At 74.6% G+C, this 17,422-nt stretch carries 14 protein-coding genes; 5 read left to right on the forward strand and 9 right to left on the reverse strand.

Features of this window, described 5'->3' with window-relative positions; genetic code table 11:
- Positions 1-146: 146 nt before the first annotated feature.
- The 4 genes from ACIBBF_RS14600 to ACIBBF_RS14615 form a co-directional block, all read right to left on the reverse strand.
- A complete protein-coding gene (locus tag ACIBBF_RS14600; protein WP_397414419.1) occupies positions 147-2,843 on the reverse strand; it encodes a LuxR C-terminal-related transcriptional regulator in 2,697 nt (898 codons plus the stop codon).
- Between the two features lie 191 nt (positions 2,844-3,034).
- Positions 3,035-3,409, reverse strand: a complete 375-nt coding sequence (locus tag ACIBBF_RS14605) for a hypothetical protein (RefSeq protein WP_397414422.1) — start codon at positions 3,407-3,409, stop codon at positions 3,035-3,037.
- A gap of 102 nt (positions 3,410-3,511) precedes the next feature.
- Positions 3,512-4,009, reverse strand: a complete 498-nt coding sequence (locus tag ACIBBF_RS14610) for a DUF1269 domain-containing protein (RefSeq protein WP_397414424.1) — start codon at positions 4,007-4,009, stop codon at positions 3,512-3,514.
- A gap of 93 nt (positions 4,010-4,102) precedes the next feature.
- Positions 4,103-5,791: a SulP family inorganic anion transporter gene (locus tag ACIBBF_RS14615; RefSeq protein ID WP_397414426.1), complete on the reverse strand. Its 1,689-nt coding sequence runs from the start codon at positions 5,789-5,791 to the stop codon at positions 4,103-4,105.
- Positions 5,792-5,924: 133 nt separating this feature from the next.
- Here ACIBBF_RS14615 and ACIBBF_RS14620 point away from each other — a divergent pair, with 133 nt between their 5' ends.
- A complete protein-coding gene (locus ACIBBF_RS14620) occupies positions 5,925-6,611 on the forward strand; it encodes a GAP family protein (protein ID WP_397414428.1) in 687 nt (228 codons plus the stop codon).
- On the opposite strand, the gene ACIBBF_RS14625 is transcribed toward ACIBBF_RS14620, so the two are convergent.
- The 3 genes from ACIBBF_RS14625 to ACIBBF_RS14635 are packed head-to-tail and all read right to left on the reverse strand — an operon-like array spanning position 6,596 to position 11,437.
- Positions 6,596-7,156, reverse strand: coding sequence for a DUF4203 domain-containing protein (locus tag ACIBBF_RS14625; RefSeq protein WP_397414430.1), 561 nt, complete (start codon positions 7,154-7,156; stop codon positions 6,596-6,598). The two genes, ACIBBF_RS14620 and ACIBBF_RS14625, sit on opposite strands and share 16 nt — an antisense overlap.
- Positions 7,156-9,108: a SulP family inorganic anion transporter gene (locus ACIBBF_RS14630; RefSeq protein ID WP_397414432.1), complete on the reverse strand. Its 1,953-nt coding sequence runs from the start codon at positions 9,106-9,108 to the stop codon at positions 7,156-7,158. Before ACIBBF_RS14630 ends, ACIBBF_RS14625 begins: the two co-directional genes overlap by 1 nt.
- 7 nt (positions 9,109-9,115) lie before the next feature.
- On the reverse strand, positions 9,116-11,437 hold the full coding sequence (locus ACIBBF_RS14635) for an arylsulfatase (RefSeq protein ID WP_397414435.1): 2,322 nt from the start codon (positions 11,435-11,437) through the stop codon (positions 9,116-9,118).
- 157 nt (positions 11,438-11,594) lie between these two features.
- Here ACIBBF_RS14635 and ACIBBF_RS14640 point away from each other — a divergent pair, with 157 nt between their 5' ends.
- On the forward strand, positions 11,595-12,266 hold the full coding sequence (locus ACIBBF_RS14640; RefSeq protein WP_397414437.1) for a GAP family protein: 672 nt from the start codon (positions 11,595-11,597) through the stop codon (positions 12,264-12,266).
- A gap of 40 nt (positions 12,267-12,306) precedes the next feature.
- On the opposite strand, the gene ACIBBF_RS14645 is transcribed toward ACIBBF_RS14640, so the two are convergent.
- Positions 12,307-13,098 carry a UdgX family uracil-DNA binding protein gene (locus ACIBBF_RS14645; protein ID WP_397414837.1) on the reverse strand — a complete coding sequence of 264 codons (792 nt, stop codon included), beginning with the start codon at positions 13,096-13,098 and terminating at the stop codon, positions 12,307-12,309.
- A gap of 58 nt (positions 13,099-13,156) precedes the next feature.
- Between ACIBBF_RS14645 and ACIBBF_RS14650 the strand changes: the two genes are divergently transcribed.
- Entirely contained in the window at positions 13,157-14,578 is a 1,422-nt protein-coding gene (locus ACIBBF_RS14650) for an FHA domain-containing protein (protein WP_397414440.1), read from the forward strand.
- Positions 14,579-14,796: 218 nt separating this feature from the next.
- Positions 14,797-15,852, forward strand: coding sequence for a DUF4037 domain-containing protein (locus tag ACIBBF_RS14655; RefSeq protein ID WP_397414443.1), 1,056 nt, complete (start codon positions 14,797-14,799; stop codon positions 15,850-15,852).
- On the opposite strand, the gene ACIBBF_RS14660 is transcribed toward ACIBBF_RS14655, so the two are convergent.
- A complete protein-coding gene (locus tag ACIBBF_RS14660) occupies positions 15,843-16,601 on the reverse strand; it encodes an SDR family NAD(P)-dependent oxidoreductase (RefSeq protein ID WP_397414446.1) in 759 nt (252 codons plus the stop codon). The genes ACIBBF_RS14655 and ACIBBF_RS14660 overlap by 10 nt on opposite strands.
- 139 nt (positions 16,602-16,740) lie before the next feature.
- On the opposite strand from ACIBBF_RS14660, the gene ACIBBF_RS14665 reads away from it, so the two are divergent.
- Positions 16,741-17,361 (forward strand): TetR/AcrR family transcriptional regulator, encoded by a 621-nt coding sequence (locus tag ACIBBF_RS14665; protein ID WP_397414449.1) that lies wholly within the window; start codon positions 16,741-16,743, stop codon positions 17,359-17,361.
- The last annotated feature ends 61 nt before the right edge of the window (positions 17,362-17,422 follow it).

The raw sequence follows: 17,422 nt of genomic DNA on the forward strand, positions 1-17,422 counted from the left end.
GCGCCCCGCCCAAGTGGGGGGTGGGCGCGGGCGCCGCCGCCGCGGCGGGGGGGGGCGGGCCCCCGGGGGGGGCCGGGGGGGCCGGGGGGGGGGCGGGGGGGGGGCGGGGCCCCCGCGGGGGGGGGCCCCACGGCCGCTGGCTGCGCTCAGAGCAGGTGGAAGCCCCGGGCGATCTTGAGCGCCTCGCTGCGGCGTGAGGCCGCGAGCTTGGTGTACAGGCTCGACACGTGGGTCTTGACCGTGTTCTCCGAGACGAACAGCGCCGCGGCGATGTCCGCGTAGGTGGCGCCCCGGGCCAGCTCGTTGAGCACCTCCCGCTCGCGCGGGCTGAGGGCCGGGGGCACGAGCGCCTGGGCGACGTCGTCGAGCTCGCCCGGCGTCGCCGTCACCGACGCGTAGAGCGCCGTGACGTCGGGGCGTCCCGAGGCCGTTGCCACGAGGTCGCTCAGCCACCCCCACCCGGAGCCGACCCGCTTGGCCAGCCGCCGCAGGAGCGTCTCGATGGGCGTGCCCTGTCGCGTCCAACCCAGGAACGGCGCGGCGTTCCTGCGCGACTCGGTCACGGCGATCGCCTCCGCGAGGCGGTCGCCGGAGCCCGCCGGGTCGCCGAGCGCGTCGAGGAGCTGGGCCTCGCAGGCCAGCGCGAGCGCACGCGTGGGCGGCTGCGAGTAGGTGGCGTCCGCGGAGGCGGCCTCGAACGCCGCGGCGGCGACCCGTCGGTCACCGTCCCGGTCGGCGCGCAGGCCCTGCACGAGAGCGGACTCGCCCACGGCGTCGAGCAGCTCGAGGGAACGGTGCAGGGAACGGAGCGTGTCGCGGTCGTTGGCCAGCGCCGCCACGAACGCCCGCTCGACCAGCAGGGCGACGCGCAGGTGGTCCGGGAGCTGGTCGTCCGTGAGCCGCAGGCACTCCCCGGGGCCGGAGAGGATGCGCTGCGCCCCCGCCACGTCGCCCGCGAGCACCTGCTGGCGGGCGTCCCAGATCCGGAACCAGAAGCGCGTGCACAGGTCGCCGCTGTGATGGCGCGGGCTCGCCGCCTGCTCCGTGGTGGTCTCGCGCGGGGACGGCACGTCGAGCAGGCGGGCGAGGAGCTGCGCGAGGCCCGCCCGCGCCGCCACGACCTGCCCGCCGCGCGTCTCCGGCGCGCCCGTGGTGTCGAGCACCTCCGTGGCGAGCTCGGTGCACGCGCTCTCGCGCCCGCGCATGTACTGGGTGAAGGCGAGGTGGCTCAGGGCGCACGTCCCGAGCGGCGCCAGTCCCTGGCTGCGGGACAGGCTGACGGCGAGGGTCAGGTTGGTCTCGGCCTCCGTGAGCTCCCCGAGCCAGTTCTGCGTCACGCCGAGCTCGGTGGCCAGCACCGGCAGCACGTCCGCGTTCGCCTCCCGCACGGCAGGGCGCGCCTGCGACGCGGCGAGCACGCGCTTGGCGTGGCCGACGGCGGCGTAGGCGGGCTCCAGCGCGAGCGCCGCCCGCCAGAGGCGTACGCAGGCGAGGCGCGCGTCGAGGCCCTCGGGATGACCGGGCAGCCAGGAGTGCGGCCGGCGCCGCCCGCCCAGCAGCCGGTCGCCCCAGTGCCGCGTGCCCTCGACGTCGTCCCGGAGCCAGCAGCCGAGCGCGATGGCGAACCATGTGTCGGGGCGGCCGTCGACCGTCTCGGGCTCGGTGCGGACGAACTCGTCCACCTCGTCGGGCCCGCACAGGCTCAGCACCATCCGCACCCCGTCGCGGGCCAGGACGTCGGCGGCCTCGCCGGGCGCGCGGACCCGGACCAGCCGGGCGAAGGCGTCCGACGGGTTGCCCCGGGCCACGTCGAGCTCGACCGCGCGGACGACGGTGGCGCGCGCCCGGGCCGCCTCGACCCCGCCAGCGGCGAGCCGCTGCCGGACGGTCTCCACCAGGAGGGGGTGCACGCGGAACTCGTCGGCACCCGCGTGACCCGCCTCGCGGCGCACCAGCAGGCCGGTGTCCTCCAGCTCGGTGAGGATCTCGCCGGCGTGCTGGTCGCGGGCCAGGTGGGCGGCCGTCGCCGCGCTGACGGCACCCTCGCCGGCGACGCACAGCAGCAGGTGCCGCTGCCGGGGGCTGAGTGTGCCGAAGACCTCGCCCGCGACGCGTCTCGCCAGCGGTGCCGCGTCGTGGGCGAGCAGGCGCGCGGCCACGGCGGGGTCGGGTGCCGCGCCGAGACCGCGGGCGGCGAGGACCGCCGCGGCGCACCAGCCGTCGGCGTGCCTGCGCACGGCGTCGGCCACCTGCGCGTCGTCGGTCCGGGCGTGGCCAGCGACGAGGGCTGCGTTCTCGTCGTCGCCGAGCCGCAGCAGGTCGCCCCGCAGGAACGTGAAGTGGCCCAGGAGCTCGGGGACCAGGCGGGTCAGCGGCAGGGTCCAGCGGCTCAGCAGGAGCACCCGCAGCGTTCCCGGCGCGGAGCTGAGCCGCGCGTCGACGTGGTGCAGCGTGGCCCCGGGAAGGAGGTGGGCGTCGTCGATCACCACGAGCGACGGACCGGCCGGCCCGGGAGGTCCGGTGCCGTCCAGCACCGCGCCGAGCCGTCCGGGCGTCCACGAGGCGTCGGCGTCGACCCACACCGCGTCCCGCGCCCACCCGGACCCGGTGTGCCGCAGCCAGCCGGCGACGCCGAGCGTCTTGCCGGCGCCCGCGGGAGCCACCACGAGGGACACGGCGCCCTCGACCGCCTCGTCCAGCCGCTGCCAGAGGCGGGTGCGGGGCACGTAGACCCGCGGGAGCGCCGGCCCGGCCCGGTCCGGGAGCGGTTGCCGGCCGTGCGGGGCAGGAGCCTCGCGGGTGACCCGCGGCCGCGCTGCGACCGGACTCGGTGTGGTGCGCATACCGGGACGTCCTTCCACTCGAAGGTGGCGGCCGCCCCCTGGCCGTCCGATGGCGGTGCGGGACGTCACGGACCAGGCATGGCGCTTTCTGAAACGTGATTGTCGGGCACCCGAGAATTCATCGACGCTCTTCAGCAATGATGCCCGGCATTCGTTCGGACTGCCTGGTGGCGGGATATTTCACCCGCTCCTCACGTCCTTTCCGGTTCGGCGAGAAGCGTGCACAACGCCCAGATCACGGCCACGTTGAACGCCAGGACGACAATGCTCCAGATGGGGTAGTACGGCAAGAATGCAAAGTTGGTGATGCTTGCGACCACGGCGAGAACAATTCCCACCATATAGGCCCATGTGCGGCTGGCAAGAACGCCGATTCCTGTCGCGAGCGCGATCGCGCCCACCACGATGTGCACCCAGCCCCAGGTGGTCACGTCGAGCTGGTAGACGTACTCGACGCCGGTGAGGTACACGGTGTTCGCGGCGACCGCGGCGATCCCCTGGAGGATCTGGAACAGCGCCACCATGATGAGCATCGTCCCGGCGAACCCCGACGTGGTCAGTGCCACGGACGGTGGCGGGCCGTAGCTCGCGACAGGCCTCGTGCCGGGGTACGGGTCGGACCCGGGCGTACGCGCGTCAGACATCGTTCTGGCTCCTCCGGATGCGGATCAGTCCTCGGCGAAGACCTCGCGGAGGGCGGCCTCCTGCGTGGCGTCGAGGTTGGTGAAGATGAGCTCGGGCGGTTCCTGGCCGGCGAACGCGTCGTGGATCTTGTCGACCACGGCGTCCGACGACATGACGAACAGCGCCGAGGTGCCGGGCGTGATCTCGTCCCGGACGCGGTTGATGAAGCCGTCGTCGATGCCGACGTCGGTCAGTGCGCCGCTGAGGGCGCCCGTGGCGGCGCCGATGGCGGCGCCGAGCAGCGGTACGAAGAACAGGAGCCCGAAGAGCATCCCCCAGAAGGTCCCGCCGAGGGCCCCGGCGCCCGTCGTGGAGGCGAGCTGGCGGGTCTTCGGCTTCTTGGCGCCCTCCTCCCAGCGCACGGTCGCCGCGTCGTGCACGGAGATGAGGTTCTCGCGGGCGAGCTGCTGGATGGTCGCCGAGGCGGTGTCAGCCCCGTCGGCGCTCTTGAACTTCCAGACGGTCAGCGTGGCCTGAGCCATGGGGTGCTCCTTGGGGATCGTGCGGACTGTCCTGACCCCGTCACTCCAGCCGCCCTGCGAGCCGGGGGCCTCACCCGTTCCCGGTGAACCTGGTCACCCGCGCCCGGCGTCGGGGCGCACGGCGTCGTCGAGCGTGGTGAACAGCGGGGGCTCGCCCTCCTCGCCGGAGCGCGCGAGCACGTCGCGCACCTGGCCGATGCCCTCGGCGAGCGCCAGGTCGGCGCCGTCGCGCCGCAGGTCCTCGCGCAGCTGCGCGAGCATCGCGGCGGCGGTCACGTCGACGGACGGGGTGGCGCGGCCGTCCAGCACGACGAGCCGCAGCCCGTCGGTCCCGGCTGCGAGGTCCCGGATCCGGGAGCGGACGTACTCGGCGTTGGCGAACATCAGGGGTCCCTCGACCCGGACGGCGAGCACGTGCGGCACGGTCGGGTAGCCGGGGTTGCGCCGGGCGTCGACCCAGGGCCGGCCGGGCTCGTCGCCCACGGGGGCCAGGGTGGTGACGCGCGGCCGCGAGGTACGCGCCAGCAGCAGCACCAGCGACACGGCGATGCCGATGACCAGCCCGGGCAGGGTGTCGAAGACCAGGACGCCCAGCAGGGCCGCGCCCGCGGCCATGAAGTCGGCGCGCGCGGTGACCTGGTAGAGGTGGGCGATGCGCCCCGTCCGGACGCGCCACAGGCGGCGCAGCGAGCGCACGTCGACCAGCTCGACGACGGCCGCGACCACGACGGCGGCGAGGGTCGCCAGCGGGAGCTGCTCGAAGATCCCGGTGAGGAACAGCAGCGTGAGCACCGTCAGCGCCGCGGCGGTCAGCGCCGACACCTGGGAGCGGGCACCGGCGCCCGCGTTGACCGCCGTCTTCGACAGGCTCCCGTTGACCACCATGCCCGAGAGGAAGCCGGAGCCGAGGTTAGACAGCCCCAGGCCGACCAGCTCGCGGTTCGGGTCCACGTCGTAGCCCTCCCGCGCGGCGTACGTCTTGGCCGCCCCGAGACCCTCGGCGAACCCGACCAGCATGAGGCCGACGGCGGCACCGAGCAGCTCCACGAACTGCGGCCCGCTCACGTCCGGGACGCCGGCCGACGGCAGCCCCGCGTCGATGTGACCGACGACCGCCAGCCCGCGGTCGCCCAGGCCGAGCAGCACCGTGGCACCGATCGCCAGCAGCACCACCACGAGCGACCCGGGCAGCAGCGGCATCGTCCGCCGGACCAGCACGAGGGCCGCCAGGCTCGCCAGGCCGACCGTGAGGGTGAGCGCGTCGACGTCGCCGAGCTGTCCCAGCAGCGCCCAGGTCTTCTCGAAGAAGCTGCCCGACCCGCCCTCCACGCCGATGAGGTCGGGCACCTGGCCGATCATGATCGTGAGCGCCAGGCCGATGATGAACCCCTTGAGCACCGGTTCGGAGATGAAGGCGGCCAGGAAGCCGAGCCGGAGCAGCCCGGCCAGGATCGCGACGATGCCGGTGGCCAGGGCGAGCGCCGCCGTCAGCGCCACCGGGTCGCCGTCGGACCCGGCGACGCTCGCCACGATGCCGGCCGACAGCGCCGCGGTCGCCGACATGGGCGACACCACGAGCTGGCGCGACGTGCCCGCGATCGCGTAGAGCGCCAGGGCCGGCACGGCGGCGTAGAGACCGACCACGGGCGGGACGCCCGCGATGGTGGCGTAGGCGAGCGACTCCGGGACCAGCACCGCCCACACGGCAAGGCCCGCGACGACGTCGGGGCGTATGCGGCTGCGCTGGTACCCCGTGAAGGACGGGGCGAGGAGTCTGGCCATCGACGGTTCCCTCCGGACGTGCCGCGGGCGGGTCAGCGCCGACCGTAGGCCGGCGCCTCCGCCGGCAGGTCACCCGGAAGGGGTGACGCCGCGGGTGCCGCGGTGGGGCACCGTCGGAGCATGGGGGGACCTGATGGCACAGCTCGTGCCCGAGATCGTCGGCCTCGCCGTGACGCCCGCGGCGATCGTCGCGTGCCTCCTGCTGCTCGGGTCCCACCGTCCGTACCGCAACGTCGCGGTGTTCGGCGGGACCGTGCTGGTCGTGTACGCGGCGCTGGGTGCGGTGGCCCTGGTCCTCGGCCGGTCCACGGGTACGCAGGAGACAGCCGACCCCGGTACGGTGCGCGGCTGGATCGGGCTCGTCGTCGGTGTGCTGTTCCTGGTCGGCGGCGTGCTGGCGCTCCTGCGGCGGCGGGCCGCCGCCGGGACGCCCGCTCCGGCGCCCGGCGCCGAGCCGGAGGCACCGGGGTGGGCCCGCCGCCTGGCGCACCCGACCACGCGGGTTCTCGTGATCAGCGCGGTGGTGCTCGCGCTCGTCAACCCGAACGTCGCGATCTTCCTGTCCGGGCTGGGGATGGTGCTGACCGCCGACGTCGCGGTCGCCGGGCAGGTCCTCGGTGTGCTGGTCCTGGTGGTCGCCAGCGTCCTGGACTACGTGATCCCCACGGCGTTCTACGCCGCGACGGGTCTGCCCGGACGGCGGCGGCTGACGGCGATGCGGTCCTGGCTCGTGCAGCACGACCGGGCGATCGGGGCGGCCGTTCTCCTGGTCTTCGGCACGCTCTTCACGATCCGTGGGCTGGCTCAGGTGCTCGGCTGACGCCGCACCCAGCGGCCCTGGGCGACACATCCGGCGACGGTGAGCGCCACCCACAGCGCGAGGACCAGTGCGACGCCCGCGGTGGAGGTGGGCCGCCACAGCTCGCCCGCGGCGCCCGCCCAGAGCCGCCCGACGGCGGAGAGCACCAGCGCCGCTCCGCCCAGCGCCGTGGCCCACACCAGGAACGGCCGCTCGAAGCGGCGGGCCAGGAGCGCGCACACGAACGCGACGGCGGGCACCACGATGACCACGAGCAGCACGTCGGCGCTGCCGCCCTGGACCAGGACGAACAGCCTGGCCCCGACGACGGCGCCCAGGCACAGCCCGCCGACGAAGAACAGGAGCCTCGCCACCAGCAGCGTCAGCACGGCGGCGAGCACCGCTCCGCCCAGGCCGATCAGCACCGCGGTGCCGGTGTCGGCGTCGAACGCCTCCGCGAGGGTCCAGGCCACGCCGAACCCGGCGGCGAGCACGGCCAGGCGTACCGAGAACGAGCCCGCCAGGCACAGGGCCAGGCCGACCAGGATGATCGCGAGCGCGGACATCAGCGGTCTCCGTCCGGTCCGGGGGCGTCGGGTGCGGGGGCGTCGGGTGCGGGGGCGTCCGGTGCGGGGCAGCCCGGCGCGGGGAAGGGACCGGCGTCGTCCGCGGGGTCCACGCGGTGCACGGTGTCGTGCCCTGCGTCGTGCCCTGGGTCGCCGCCCGTGCGGTGGGCGGCGACGGTGTCGAGGGCGGCCCGCGTGGACTCGCCCAGGCGCGGTGTGGCCGGGCGCACGTGCACGCCGGCCAGGCCCCGGACCGTCCCGTCGCGCTCCCAGGAGGCGGCCAGGTCCGGGTCGACGCCGGTGAGGTAGAGCGAGCCGCCGGCCTCGTGCAGGGCGTGGGCGTAGTCGCCGGCCACCTTGAGGAACGTGGCCCCGAGCGTGGTCCGGCCGCGCAGGCGCAGGATCACCACGGGTCCCTCGCGGTGCACCGGGGCCGGCGCTCGCGCGTCGCTCCCGTCCGCGTCGTGGTCCGGGGCCGCGTCCTGGCCAGCGACCGGGACGGGGAGCTGGCGCTGCAGGGTGCGGGCCCCGGCGTAGAAGAGGGAGCCGTAGGCGTCCAGGAGCACCACCTCGCCGGCGGACACCGCGCGGGGCGGCCGGGACTCGACCGTGTGGCCGGCCTCGTCCCGCTCCAGGCGCACGACCTTGAGGTCCAGGGCCTCCTGGTTGAGCTGCAGGATGAGCGACACGATGACGCCGATGCCCACCGCCTGCGCCACCGGCAGCACCAGCACGGCGACGAACGTGGCCACCATGGCGAGCACCGGGATGCGCCCGGCCCGCGCGACCGCGGCGATCTCGCCCGGCGAGACCGCCTTGGCGCCGGCGTAGACGAGCACGGCCGCGAGCGTCGGCATCGCCACCTTGCCCACCACGCCGGAGAACGCCAGGAGGATGATCGCCATCCAGAGCCCGGACCAGATCGCGGCCCAGCGGCTCGCCGCGCCCGCCGTCAGGTTGAGCGCCGTCTGCCCGACCGAGCCCCCGACCGGCTGACCGCCGAACAGGCTGGAGGTGACGTTGGCGACGCCCTGGGCGGCGAAGTCGCGGCGGGTAGAGCTGCGGGCGCCGCCGGGGTTCGGCACGGCCTCCGCGACGCCCGCGCCCTGGATCAGCACGAGGGCGGCCACGGCCGCCGCCCCGCCCACCAGCTCCGTGCTGAACAGGCGCAGCTCCGGCAGCACGGGTGCCGGCAGACCGTGGGGGATGGCGCCGGTGTCCTCGACGAGGGCCACCGAGCCCGCGCCGAGCAGCAGCACGCCCACGGTGGGCAGCAGCAGGGCGACCAGGGAGCTCATGACCGACCAGCGCGTCAGCCCGAGCAGCACCAGGACCGCGAGCGCGGACGCACCGCACAGCGCGGCGGCCGGGACGGCGTCGGGCAGGTGGGTGATCGCGTACCACGCCTTGGTGACGGACACGGATCCCTGCGCGGAGATGCCGAGCAGGTCGGGGATCTGGCCGAGCACCATGTTGACCGCGATGCCCGTGAGGAAGCCGAGCATGACGGAGTACGAGACGAACCGGATGTACCGGCTCAGGCGCAGCAGCGCGGCGACGATCATGAGCCCTCCGGCCAGGAGGGTCAGCAGGATCATCGCGGCGGAGCGGTCCTCGCCGTCGTACCCGGCCAGGGCCGACCCGGCGGCCAGGGCCGCGGCGCTCGTGGTGGTGACCACCATGAGGCGGGTGGAGCTGGTCAGGCCGCCGGCGACCGGGCCGACGAAGGACGCGTACAGCCCGTGGGCGGGGTTGACGCCGGCGAGCACGCTGGCCGCCATCCCGTCGGGCACGCTGGAGATCGCGCCCGGCAGCCCGGCGACGATGTCGTCGCGCAGGTGCCGGCGGCGCGGCAGGACGTCGGCGCCCTCCTGCCGGACGCGTCGGCCGGCGCGCCGGACCGCCTGCCGCAGCCGCGAGCCGAAGAGCGAGGAGAGGTCGTGGTCGCTCACCCGCGGGTCACTCCCGCGACAGGGCGGCGGCGGCCTCGCGCTCCAGGTCGAGGTACTGCTCGTCGCTCACGTCGATGCCCACGCCCAGGATCCGGCCGCCGGTGAACCGGAACGGCGCGCGGTACAGGCGGCTGACCGGGTCGGCGCTGTCGAACCCGACGCACAGACCGTCGCCGCAGAGCGTGAACTTGCCGACCTGCGCACGCATCGGGCCGTCGGCGACGACCTCCTCACCCACGTACAGGCGGGCGGTGCCGATCGACTCCCCGTGGTCCCCGGCCGACTCGCGGACGAACTCGACCCCCAGCGTCGTCTTCCCGGGCGGCAGGACGTCCGAGACGAAGACCTGCTCGGGCTTGATACCGAGGAAGTTGTACACGTAGTGCAGCCGGTGGTCCTTGACGAACAGCGCATGCCCGCCGAAGCGTGCCCCGTGGGCGAACAGGACGCCCTCGGAGTCGGGGGTGAGCTCGACGTCGGCCACGATCTTGTAGGAGCGCCCACGCAGGTTGACGGCCACGCCCTCGGGGACCGGCGCCGCGTCCGGGTAGTAGACGTACCGGCTGCGGGGCGGCTCGGCCTGCGGCCGGTCGATCGTGAGCTGCTCGACGGCGGTCCGGTCGTCCAGCGGGAGCACGTTGTTCCGGTCCGCCTCCTCGAACCATGCGGCGACCAGCTCGCGCAGCTTCTCCGGGTGCTCGGCGGCGAGATCCCGGGACTCGGAGCGGTCCTGGTCGACGTGGTAGAGCTCCCAGGCGTCCTGGTCGAACCGGCCGTGCCCGCTGATCGGGGCGTGCACCGCCGCCGCCTTCCAGCCGTCCTGCCAGACCGCCCGGGTACCGAGCATGGCGTAGTACTGCCGCTCCTTGGTGGTCGGTGCGTCGCCGTCGTCGAAGCTGTACCGCATCGAGACGCCGTTCAGCGGTGCCTGCTCCACGCCCCGGTAGGTGGCGGGCAGCTCGACGCCCGTGACGTCCAGGATGGTCGCGACGATGTCGGTCGCGTGGTGGTACTGGTGGCGCACGGCGCCGCGGGCCCGGATCCCGGCCGGCCAGTGGACCACCATCGGGTCGCACGTGCCGCCCGCGTACTGGGCGTACCGCTTGAACATCTGGAACGGGGTGGAGAACGCGGCCGCCCACCCGGTGGGGTAGTGGTTGTACGTCTCCGGGCTGCCCAGGGTGTCCAGGTAGCCGAGGTTCTCCGCCAGGTCGTCCGGGAAGCCGTTGAAGAACTTGTTCTCGTTGACCGACCCGTCCGGGCTGCCCTCACCGGACGCGCCGTTGTCGGCGCAGTAGAAGACGAGGGTGTTGTCGAGCTGCCCCGTCTGCTCCAGGTGGTCGATCACCCGGCCGATCTGCACGTCCGTGTACTCGGAGAACGCCGCGAAGACCTCGGCCATCCGGCTGAACAGGCGCTTCTCGTCGTCGGTCAGCTCGGCCCAGGGCCGCACGCGGTCCGCGGGGTTGGCGGCGTCCTCGGGCATCGGGTTGAGCGGGGTGAGCTCCGTGCCCTCGGGCAGGATGCCGCGCTCGATCATGCGAGCCAGCACCCACTCGCGGTAGGCCTCGTACCCGTCGTCGAACATGCCGCGGTACTTGTCGATGTAGTCCTGCGGGGCGTGGTGCGGGGCATGGTTGGCGCCCGGGCAGTACCACATGAACCAGGGCTTGGAGGGGTTGGACGCTTTCTGGTCGCGGAGCATCCGGATCGCCTGGTCGGCCAGGTCCTTCGACAGGTGGTAGCCCTCCTCGGGGGTGTACGGCGGCTCGATGAACCGGTTGTCCTCCACGAGGTCGGGGTACCACTGGTTGGTCTCCCCGCCGAGGAACCCGTAGAAGCGGTCGAACCCCTTCTGCAGCGGCCACTCCGACCGGCTGCCGCCGCTGGAGATGTCCTCCTCGGGCACGTTGTGGTTCTTGCCCAGCCAGAACGTGGACCACCCGCTGTCCTGCAGGAGCTGGGCCACGGTGGCGCACTCCGCGGGCAGCCGGCCGGCCGCGCCGGGGAAGCCGTTGGTCGCCTCCATGATCGCGGCGCAGCGGTTGACGTGGTGGTTGCGGCCCGTGAGGAAGACCGACCGGGTGGGGGAGCAGAGCGCCGTCGTGTGCCACTGGGAGTAGGTGAGCCCGCCCGCCGCCAGGCGGTCGAGGGTGGGCATCGCGATGCGCCCGCCGTAGGCCGACCACGCGGCCATCCCCGTGTCGTCGTAGAGGATCACCAGGACGTTCGGCGCCCCGTCGGGAGCCTTCCTCAGGGTGAACGGTGCCCAGTCCGGCACCGAGTCCCGCACGTCCAGCTCGATCCGGCCCTTGAACGGCTCCGACATGGTCTCCACCTCATCTGCTCGACCGGTTGCGTCACGGCTCATGCTCGGCGTGCGCCGGGGCCGCCGGGTCACCCAGTTCGGGTGACGCCGCGCCTCCTGGGCGATGCCTAGCGTGGGCCGCACGGCCGCCGAGGCCGCCCTGGCGGAGGTGAGGAGCATGGGCGCTGCGATCGGTCAGTCGCTGCCCGTCGCGGTCGGTGTGCTGATCAGCCCGCTGCCGATCGTCGCGGTGGTGCTGATGCTCGTGAGCGGGCGGGCGCGGGCCAACGCGCTGGCCTTCGTGGTCGGCTGGTTCGTGGCCGTGCTCGCCCTGGTGGCCGTGGTCGCCCTCGTCGCCGGCAACGCCACGCCCGACGACGGCGGGCCCGCCACCTGGACCGGCTGGCTCAAGATCGTGCTCGGCGTCCTGCTGGTCGCCCTCGGCGTCCGGCAGTGGCGCGGCCGCCCCCGGGGCGACGCCGAACCGCCCGCCCCGGCATGGATGGCGGCGATCGAGCGGTTCACTCCCGCGCGGTCGGCCGGGCTCGCGGTGCTGCTCGGCGCGGTCAACCCCAAGAACCTGCTCCTGGTCGTGTCCGGCGGCGCGGCGATCGCGGCGGCGGCACCCGGGGACACGTCCGCGACCGTGGTTGCGGCGCTCGTGTTCGCGGTGGTGGCCAGCGTGGGCGTCGTGACGCCCGTGGTCATCTACGTCGCGCTCGGGTCCCGGGCCGGCCCGGTGCTCGACGAGCTGAGGTCGTGGATGGTCCGCAACAACGCGGCGATCATGGCCGTCCTGCTGCTCGTGCTCGGCGCCAAGATGCTCGGGGACGGGATTTCCGTCCTCTGAAATCCGCCGGGACCCCGGTGAGCTGCGCGACGGGCCGGTCTCAGCGGGCGGCGTCCGCGGCGGTCCGCAGGTCGGCGGCGAGGGCCTCGAGCTGCTCGGCGCGGTCGGCACGCTCCCGCAGCCGCAGCAGCGCCGAGGGGTGCGTCGTGACGACGACGTCGTAGGCCTCGCCCTCGAGCACCTGGCCGCGCTCGGTGCCGATCCGCACCGCCCGGCCCAGCACGGCGCGGGCCGCCGTCGCCCCGAGCGCGACCACCACCCGGGGCCGGACGGCGGCCAGCTCGGCCTCCAGCCACGGCAGGCAGGCGCGCACGTGCGCGACGTCGGGCGTGCGGTGCAGTCGGCGCTTGCCCCGTTCCGTGAAGCGGAAGTGCTTGACGGCGTTGGTGAGGTACACCTGGTCCGGGTCGAGGTGCGCCGCATGGAGGGCCTCGGCCAGGACCCGTCCGGCGGGGCCGACGAACGGCTCGCCCTCGCGGTCCTCGCGGTCGCCCGGCTGCTCACCGACCAGCGCCACGGCGGCGTCGGCGGGACCGGACGAGAAGACGGCCTGGGTCGCGGGCTGCCAGAGCTCGCAGCCGCGGCAGTCGTGCACGGCGGACGCGAGCGCGTCGACGTCGGCGTCCGCGGGGACCCACTCCTCGGCACCGGGGCGGTCGGTCCGGGCCTGCGGCATGATCCACCTCCTCGCTGCTCCCGCAACCAGCCTGCCCCGGCGCCCGTCTGCTCGCGACGTGAACCCGCAGCCAGGCCGAGGTGGAGCGTCCTGCGGCGTATGACAGGTGACGGGTGCGGTATCTCGCGTTCCGGGTGAATATGACCCGGTGCCGATAGCGACTGGTCAGCAGGGTGGGGCGGGGGCGCCCGGAGCGGGTGTCGGGGTAGCCGGCGTGGACATCGGGGGCACCGGCTCGCGCCTGCGGGTCGGCGGCGCCCCGGGCGGCCGGTCGTACGAGGTCACGGGGCCGCCGGCCACGGTCGTGAACGGACGCTCGACGGTGCCCGAGGTGGTGCGCGACCTGTGCCGCGGTTTCGCGGCGGAGTTCGGTGGGCGGCCGCGGGTGAGCGCCGCCGCGGTGGGGATGCGCGGGTTCCGGTCCCAGACGCAGGCCGGCAGCCTCGACCCGAACCGCGTGCACGACATCCTCGCGGAAGAGCTGCGCACCACCGCGACCGCCGTGGCGAGCGACGCCGTCACAGCACACCTGGGCGCGCTCGGCTCGGGGCCGGGCGCGACGCTCGCCGTCGGTACGGGTGCGGTCGCGGTGGCCTGCGACGACGTGGGCCGGTGGCACCTCGCGGACGGGATGGGCCCGCACGTGGGCGACAACGGCGGCGGCGCGTGGATCGGACGGCGCGGGCTGGACGCCGCCGCACGGTCGATGGACGGCCGCCGCGTGGGGGCGTCGCCCGGGCTGGTCGAGTCGGCCGAGCGGCACTTCGGGCGGCGGGAACGCTGGACGTCGGTCACGGACGTGTCGCTGTTCGCCGGGTTCGCGCCGCGGGTCATCCAGGCCGCGAGCAACGGCGACCTCGCCTGCCGCGAGATCCTGGACGAGGCGGCCCGGTCGCTGGCGGACGGCCTGTGCGCCGTGCTGAGCCACCCGGGCGTCGAGCCCGTGGCGGTCACCACCGGCAAGCTGATGACGCACGCGCCGGTGTTCCGCTCCATGGTGCTCCAGCACCTCCTGGAGAAGCGCGACGACGTCCGCGTGCAGCCCAGCGCCGGCATGCCGCTCGACGGAGCGCTGCACCTGGCGCGGATGCTCGCCGCGCACCCGGCGGTGGTCCAGGAGCACGTGCCGCTGCTCGCGGTACGCATCGGCGCGGCGCTCCGCCCCGACGACTCCATCACCATGCCCAAGGTGGTGCTGCCCGCCGTCAAGCCGCTCGTGCGCGACGCCGCCCCCACGGCCTGGGCGCTGGAGGTCCGCTCGGACTTCGAGTGGTCGGCCGACCAGGTGCCGCAGGACGGGCTGGTGCCGCCGGCGACGGCCGACACCGTCGTGCCCCTGACCGGTGAGCGACTGGTGGTCGGCCGTGCGTCGCGCAGCCGCGGCGTCGTGCCGGACATCGTCTGCGAGGACACCGGCGTCTCACGGCGGCACTGCGAGATCGCCTGGGTGGAGGGCGGCTGGAGCGTCATCGACCTCGGCTCGGCCAACGGCACCTACGTGGCCGCGCGCGGCGACGAGCTGCCCACGACGCCGCTGCGGCCGGGCGAGCGCCGGTGGCTCTCGGACGGCGACCGGGTCTACGTGGGCGGCTGGACCTGCCTGACGGCGCGGGCGGTCACGGCGAGCGTGCGCTGAGCCGGCTCGGGCGGGCTGTCCGGGGCGGGGTCTGGCGTGTGGCCCCTGTTCTGTTCGGTCAGTTGTCCCGCGCAGGGCTCCGTGTTCGGTCGGTTGCCCCGAGATCGGTCCATCGACGGACCGATCTGGGTGCAAGGGGCCGAACATGGCGGCTGCGCTGGGGCAAGGGGCCGAACTCGCCGGCGTGGCAGCGCACCGCCTTGGCCTAGGTTGGCGTCATGTCCGGTATCGAGATCGCCCGTGGCTACTGGGCCGACGTCGTCCGTCCGCTGCTGGACCGGGAGCTGCCCGGGATGCCCCGCGCGGCCGGGCGGCTCGGTACCGGGTCGGACGTGCTCGGGCTCGACGACGACACGTCCCGTGACCACGACTGGGGGCTGCGGCTGACGCTGCTGGTCCCGGCGGAGCGCGTCGGCGAGGTGGACGCGCTCCTGGCGGCATCGCTCCCGCCGTCGTACCAGGGGTGGCCGACGGCGTTCGCCGTCACCTGGGACCCCGTGGTCCGGCACCGCGTCGAGGTGTCGGCGGCGGCGGACTTCGTCCGGTCGCGCACCGGGGTCGACGCCGGCGACCTCTCGGCCGCCGGCTGGCTCGCCCTGACCGGCCAGTCCGTCCTGGAGGTCACCGCCGGGCCGGTGTTCGAGGACACCTCCGGCGAGATCACCGCGCTGCGGGAACGCCTCGCCTGGTACCCGCACGACGTGTGGCTGCACGTGCTGGCCGCCGAGTGGGCGCGTCTCGGGCAGGAGCTGCCGTTCGTGGGCCGCACCGGGCAGCTCGGTGACGAGCGCGGGTCCCGGCTGATCGCCGCGCGGCTCGCCACGGGAATGGTCCGGCTGGGCTTCCTGCTGGAGCGGCGCTGGCCGCCGTACCCCAAGTGGGCCGGGACGTCGTTCGCCCGGCTGCCGGTGGCGCCGTCGGTCACCGGGCACCTGGACGACGCGCTCGCCGCCGCGACCTGGCAGGAGCGCGACGCTGCGCTGCGCGGCGCGTGCGACGCGCTGCACGAGCGGCAGCGTGCCGTCGGGCTGCCCGTGCTCGACGGCGCCGCGTGCGAGCCGTTCTTCGACCGGCCGTTCACGGGTCTGCGCGACGTGGCCGGCGTGCTGCGCTCCGCCGTCGCCGACCCGGAGGTGCGGGCGCTGGGCCACCGGGGTGGCGTCGAGCAGTGGGTGGACGACGTGGGCACGCTCACCGACGCGGACCTGCGCCGCCGGCTGGCGCAGGTCCGCGCCGGGCGCCCGGGCCCGGTGGCGGCCGGGGATCAGGGGTAGACCTGCACCTCGCCGCCGTCCACGAAGAGCTGGCTGCCCGTCATGAAGCTCGACTGGTCGGAGGCCAGGAAGAGCACGGCGTTCGCGATCTCGGCGGGGTCGGCGAGCCGGTTCAGCGGCGTGCTGGCGGCCATGCCGTCGAGCATGGCGGAGACCTCGGCCGGGTCCGCGGCCAGGCCCCGCAGCCCGGGGGTGTCCGTGGGTCCGGGCACCACCGTGTTGACCCGCAGGCCGCGGGGCGCGAGCTCGGCCGCCCAGACGCGGGCGAACTGGCTCAGGGCGGCCTTCGTGGCGGAGTAGACGCCGAACCCCGCCACGCCGCGGCTCGCCGAGCTGGAACCGGTCAGCACGATGCTGCCGCCGTCGTTGAGCAACGGCAGCGCCTTCTGGACCGTGAAGACGGTGCCGCGCACGTTGATCCCGAAGGTGTGGTCGAAGCCCTCCGGGGTGAGGGCGTCCAGGGGCTGGAGCGCCTCGCCGCCGCCGGCGTTCGCGAAGAGGACGTCGAGCCGGTTCCCGTCGTCGGCGATGCGCTGGAACAGCCGGTCGAGGTCGCCCAGGTCGGAGACGTCGCTCTGGACGGCGACGGCGCGGTCGCCCAGCCGTTCGGCCGCGGCGTCGAGCTCCGGCTTGCGGCGGCCGGTGAGGTAGACCCGGGCGCCCTCGTCGACGAACCGCTGTGCGGCCGCGAGGCCGATGCCCGAGTTCCCGCCGGTCACCAGAGCGGTCTTGTTGGTCAGCTGACCCATGACGATGTGTCCTTCGTGGTGGTGGCTGCGCCGAGGCGGATGTCCGTCCGGCCGTGGACGCCTCGTGCTGGATTGTTGACCGGCCGGTCCAGATTAGAGATGTTGGACCGATCGGTCAAGAATCTTCTATCCTGGGCGCATGGCCAGGCCGAGACAGTTCGACGAGGACGCGGTGCTGCACGCTGTCTGCGACCAGTTCTGGGACGCGGGCTACGCCGCCACGTCGCTCCAGGACCTCATGCGGGTGAGCGGGCTGGGCAAGGGCAGCCTCTACGCCGCCTTCGGGGACAAGCACGAGCTCTTCCTGCGGGTGCTGCGCCGCTACGTGGAGTCGCTCGAACGGGGGCTGCGCCGGTCGGTCGACGCCGCGCCGCGCGCGATCGACGCCCTGCGCAACTTCCTGGTGGCGACGGCAGGCGACCCCGACGGCGCGTCCGCCCGCCGGGGCTGCCTGCTCGCGAACAGCACCACGGAGCTCGCGGCCGCCGATCCCGTGGTCGCGGCCGAGGCCCGGCAGGCGTACGAGGCGACGACGGCGGTCCTGGCCGAGGCCGTGCGCCGCGCGCAGGCCGAGGGCGACCTGCCGGACACCGTCGACCCCGTCCGGACCGCCCGGGCGCTGCTCGCCGCGCAGCAGGGCCTGACCTTCATGGGGCGCACCGGGATGGACGTCGGCACGCTGGCGGAGACGGCTCGCTCGCTCGCGGCGCAGCTGCTGCCGCCCGCTTCCGGGGAACCCGTCACGCCCCCGGCGGGCTGATCGGCCCGCGAGCCGGGGCCTGTGGACGACGGGAGCGTGGATGTCCGTGGTCCCACGTACT

Source organism: Promicromonospora sp. NPDC050880 (genome assembly GCF_044456525.1).
In the GTDB taxonomy this organism is placed as follows: Bacteria; Actinomycetota; Actinomycetes; order Actinomycetales; family Cellulomonadaceae; genus Promicromonospora.

Coding starts and splice junctions, on each gene's coding strand:
- ACIBBF_RS14625 (WP_397414430.1), bottom strand. CDS start 7,156: ATGTCCGCGCTCGCGATCATCCTGGTCGGCCTGGCCCTGTGCCTGGCG.
- ACIBBF_RS14600 (WP_397414419.1), bottom strand. CDS start 2,843: ATGCGCACCACACCGAGTCCGGTCGCAGCGCGGCCGCGGGTCACCCGC.
- ACIBBF_RS14655 (WP_397414443.1), top strand. CDS start 14,797: ATGTCCGGTATCGAGATCGCCCGTGGCTACTGGGCCGACGTCGTCCGT.
- ACIBBF_RS14640 (WP_397414437.1), top strand. CDS start 11,595: ATGGGCGCTGCGATCGGTCAGTCGCTGCCCGTCGCGGTCGGTGTGCTG.
- ACIBBF_RS14665 (WP_397414449.1), top strand. CDS start 16,741: ATGGCCAGGCCGAGACAGTTCGACGAGGACGCGGTGCTGCACGCTGTC.
- ACIBBF_RS14635 (WP_397414435.1), bottom strand. CDS start 11,437: ATGTCGGAGCCGTTCAAGGGCCGGATCGAGCTGGACGTGCGGGACTCG.
- ACIBBF_RS14615 (WP_397414426.1), bottom strand. CDS start 5,791: ATGGCCAGACTCCTCGCCCCGTCCTTCACGGGGTACCAGCGCAGCCGC.
- ACIBBF_RS14610 (WP_397414424.1), bottom strand. CDS start 4,009: ATGGCTCAGGCCACGCTGACCGTCTGGAAGTTCAAGAGCGCCGACGGG.
- ACIBBF_RS14660 (WP_397414446.1), bottom strand. CDS start 16,601: ATGGGTCAGCTGACCAACAAGACCGCTCTGGTGACCGGCGGGAACTCG.
- ACIBBF_RS14620 (WP_397414428.1), top strand. CDS start 5,925: ATGGCACAGCTCGTGCCCGAGATCGTCGGCCTCGCCGTGACGCCCGCG.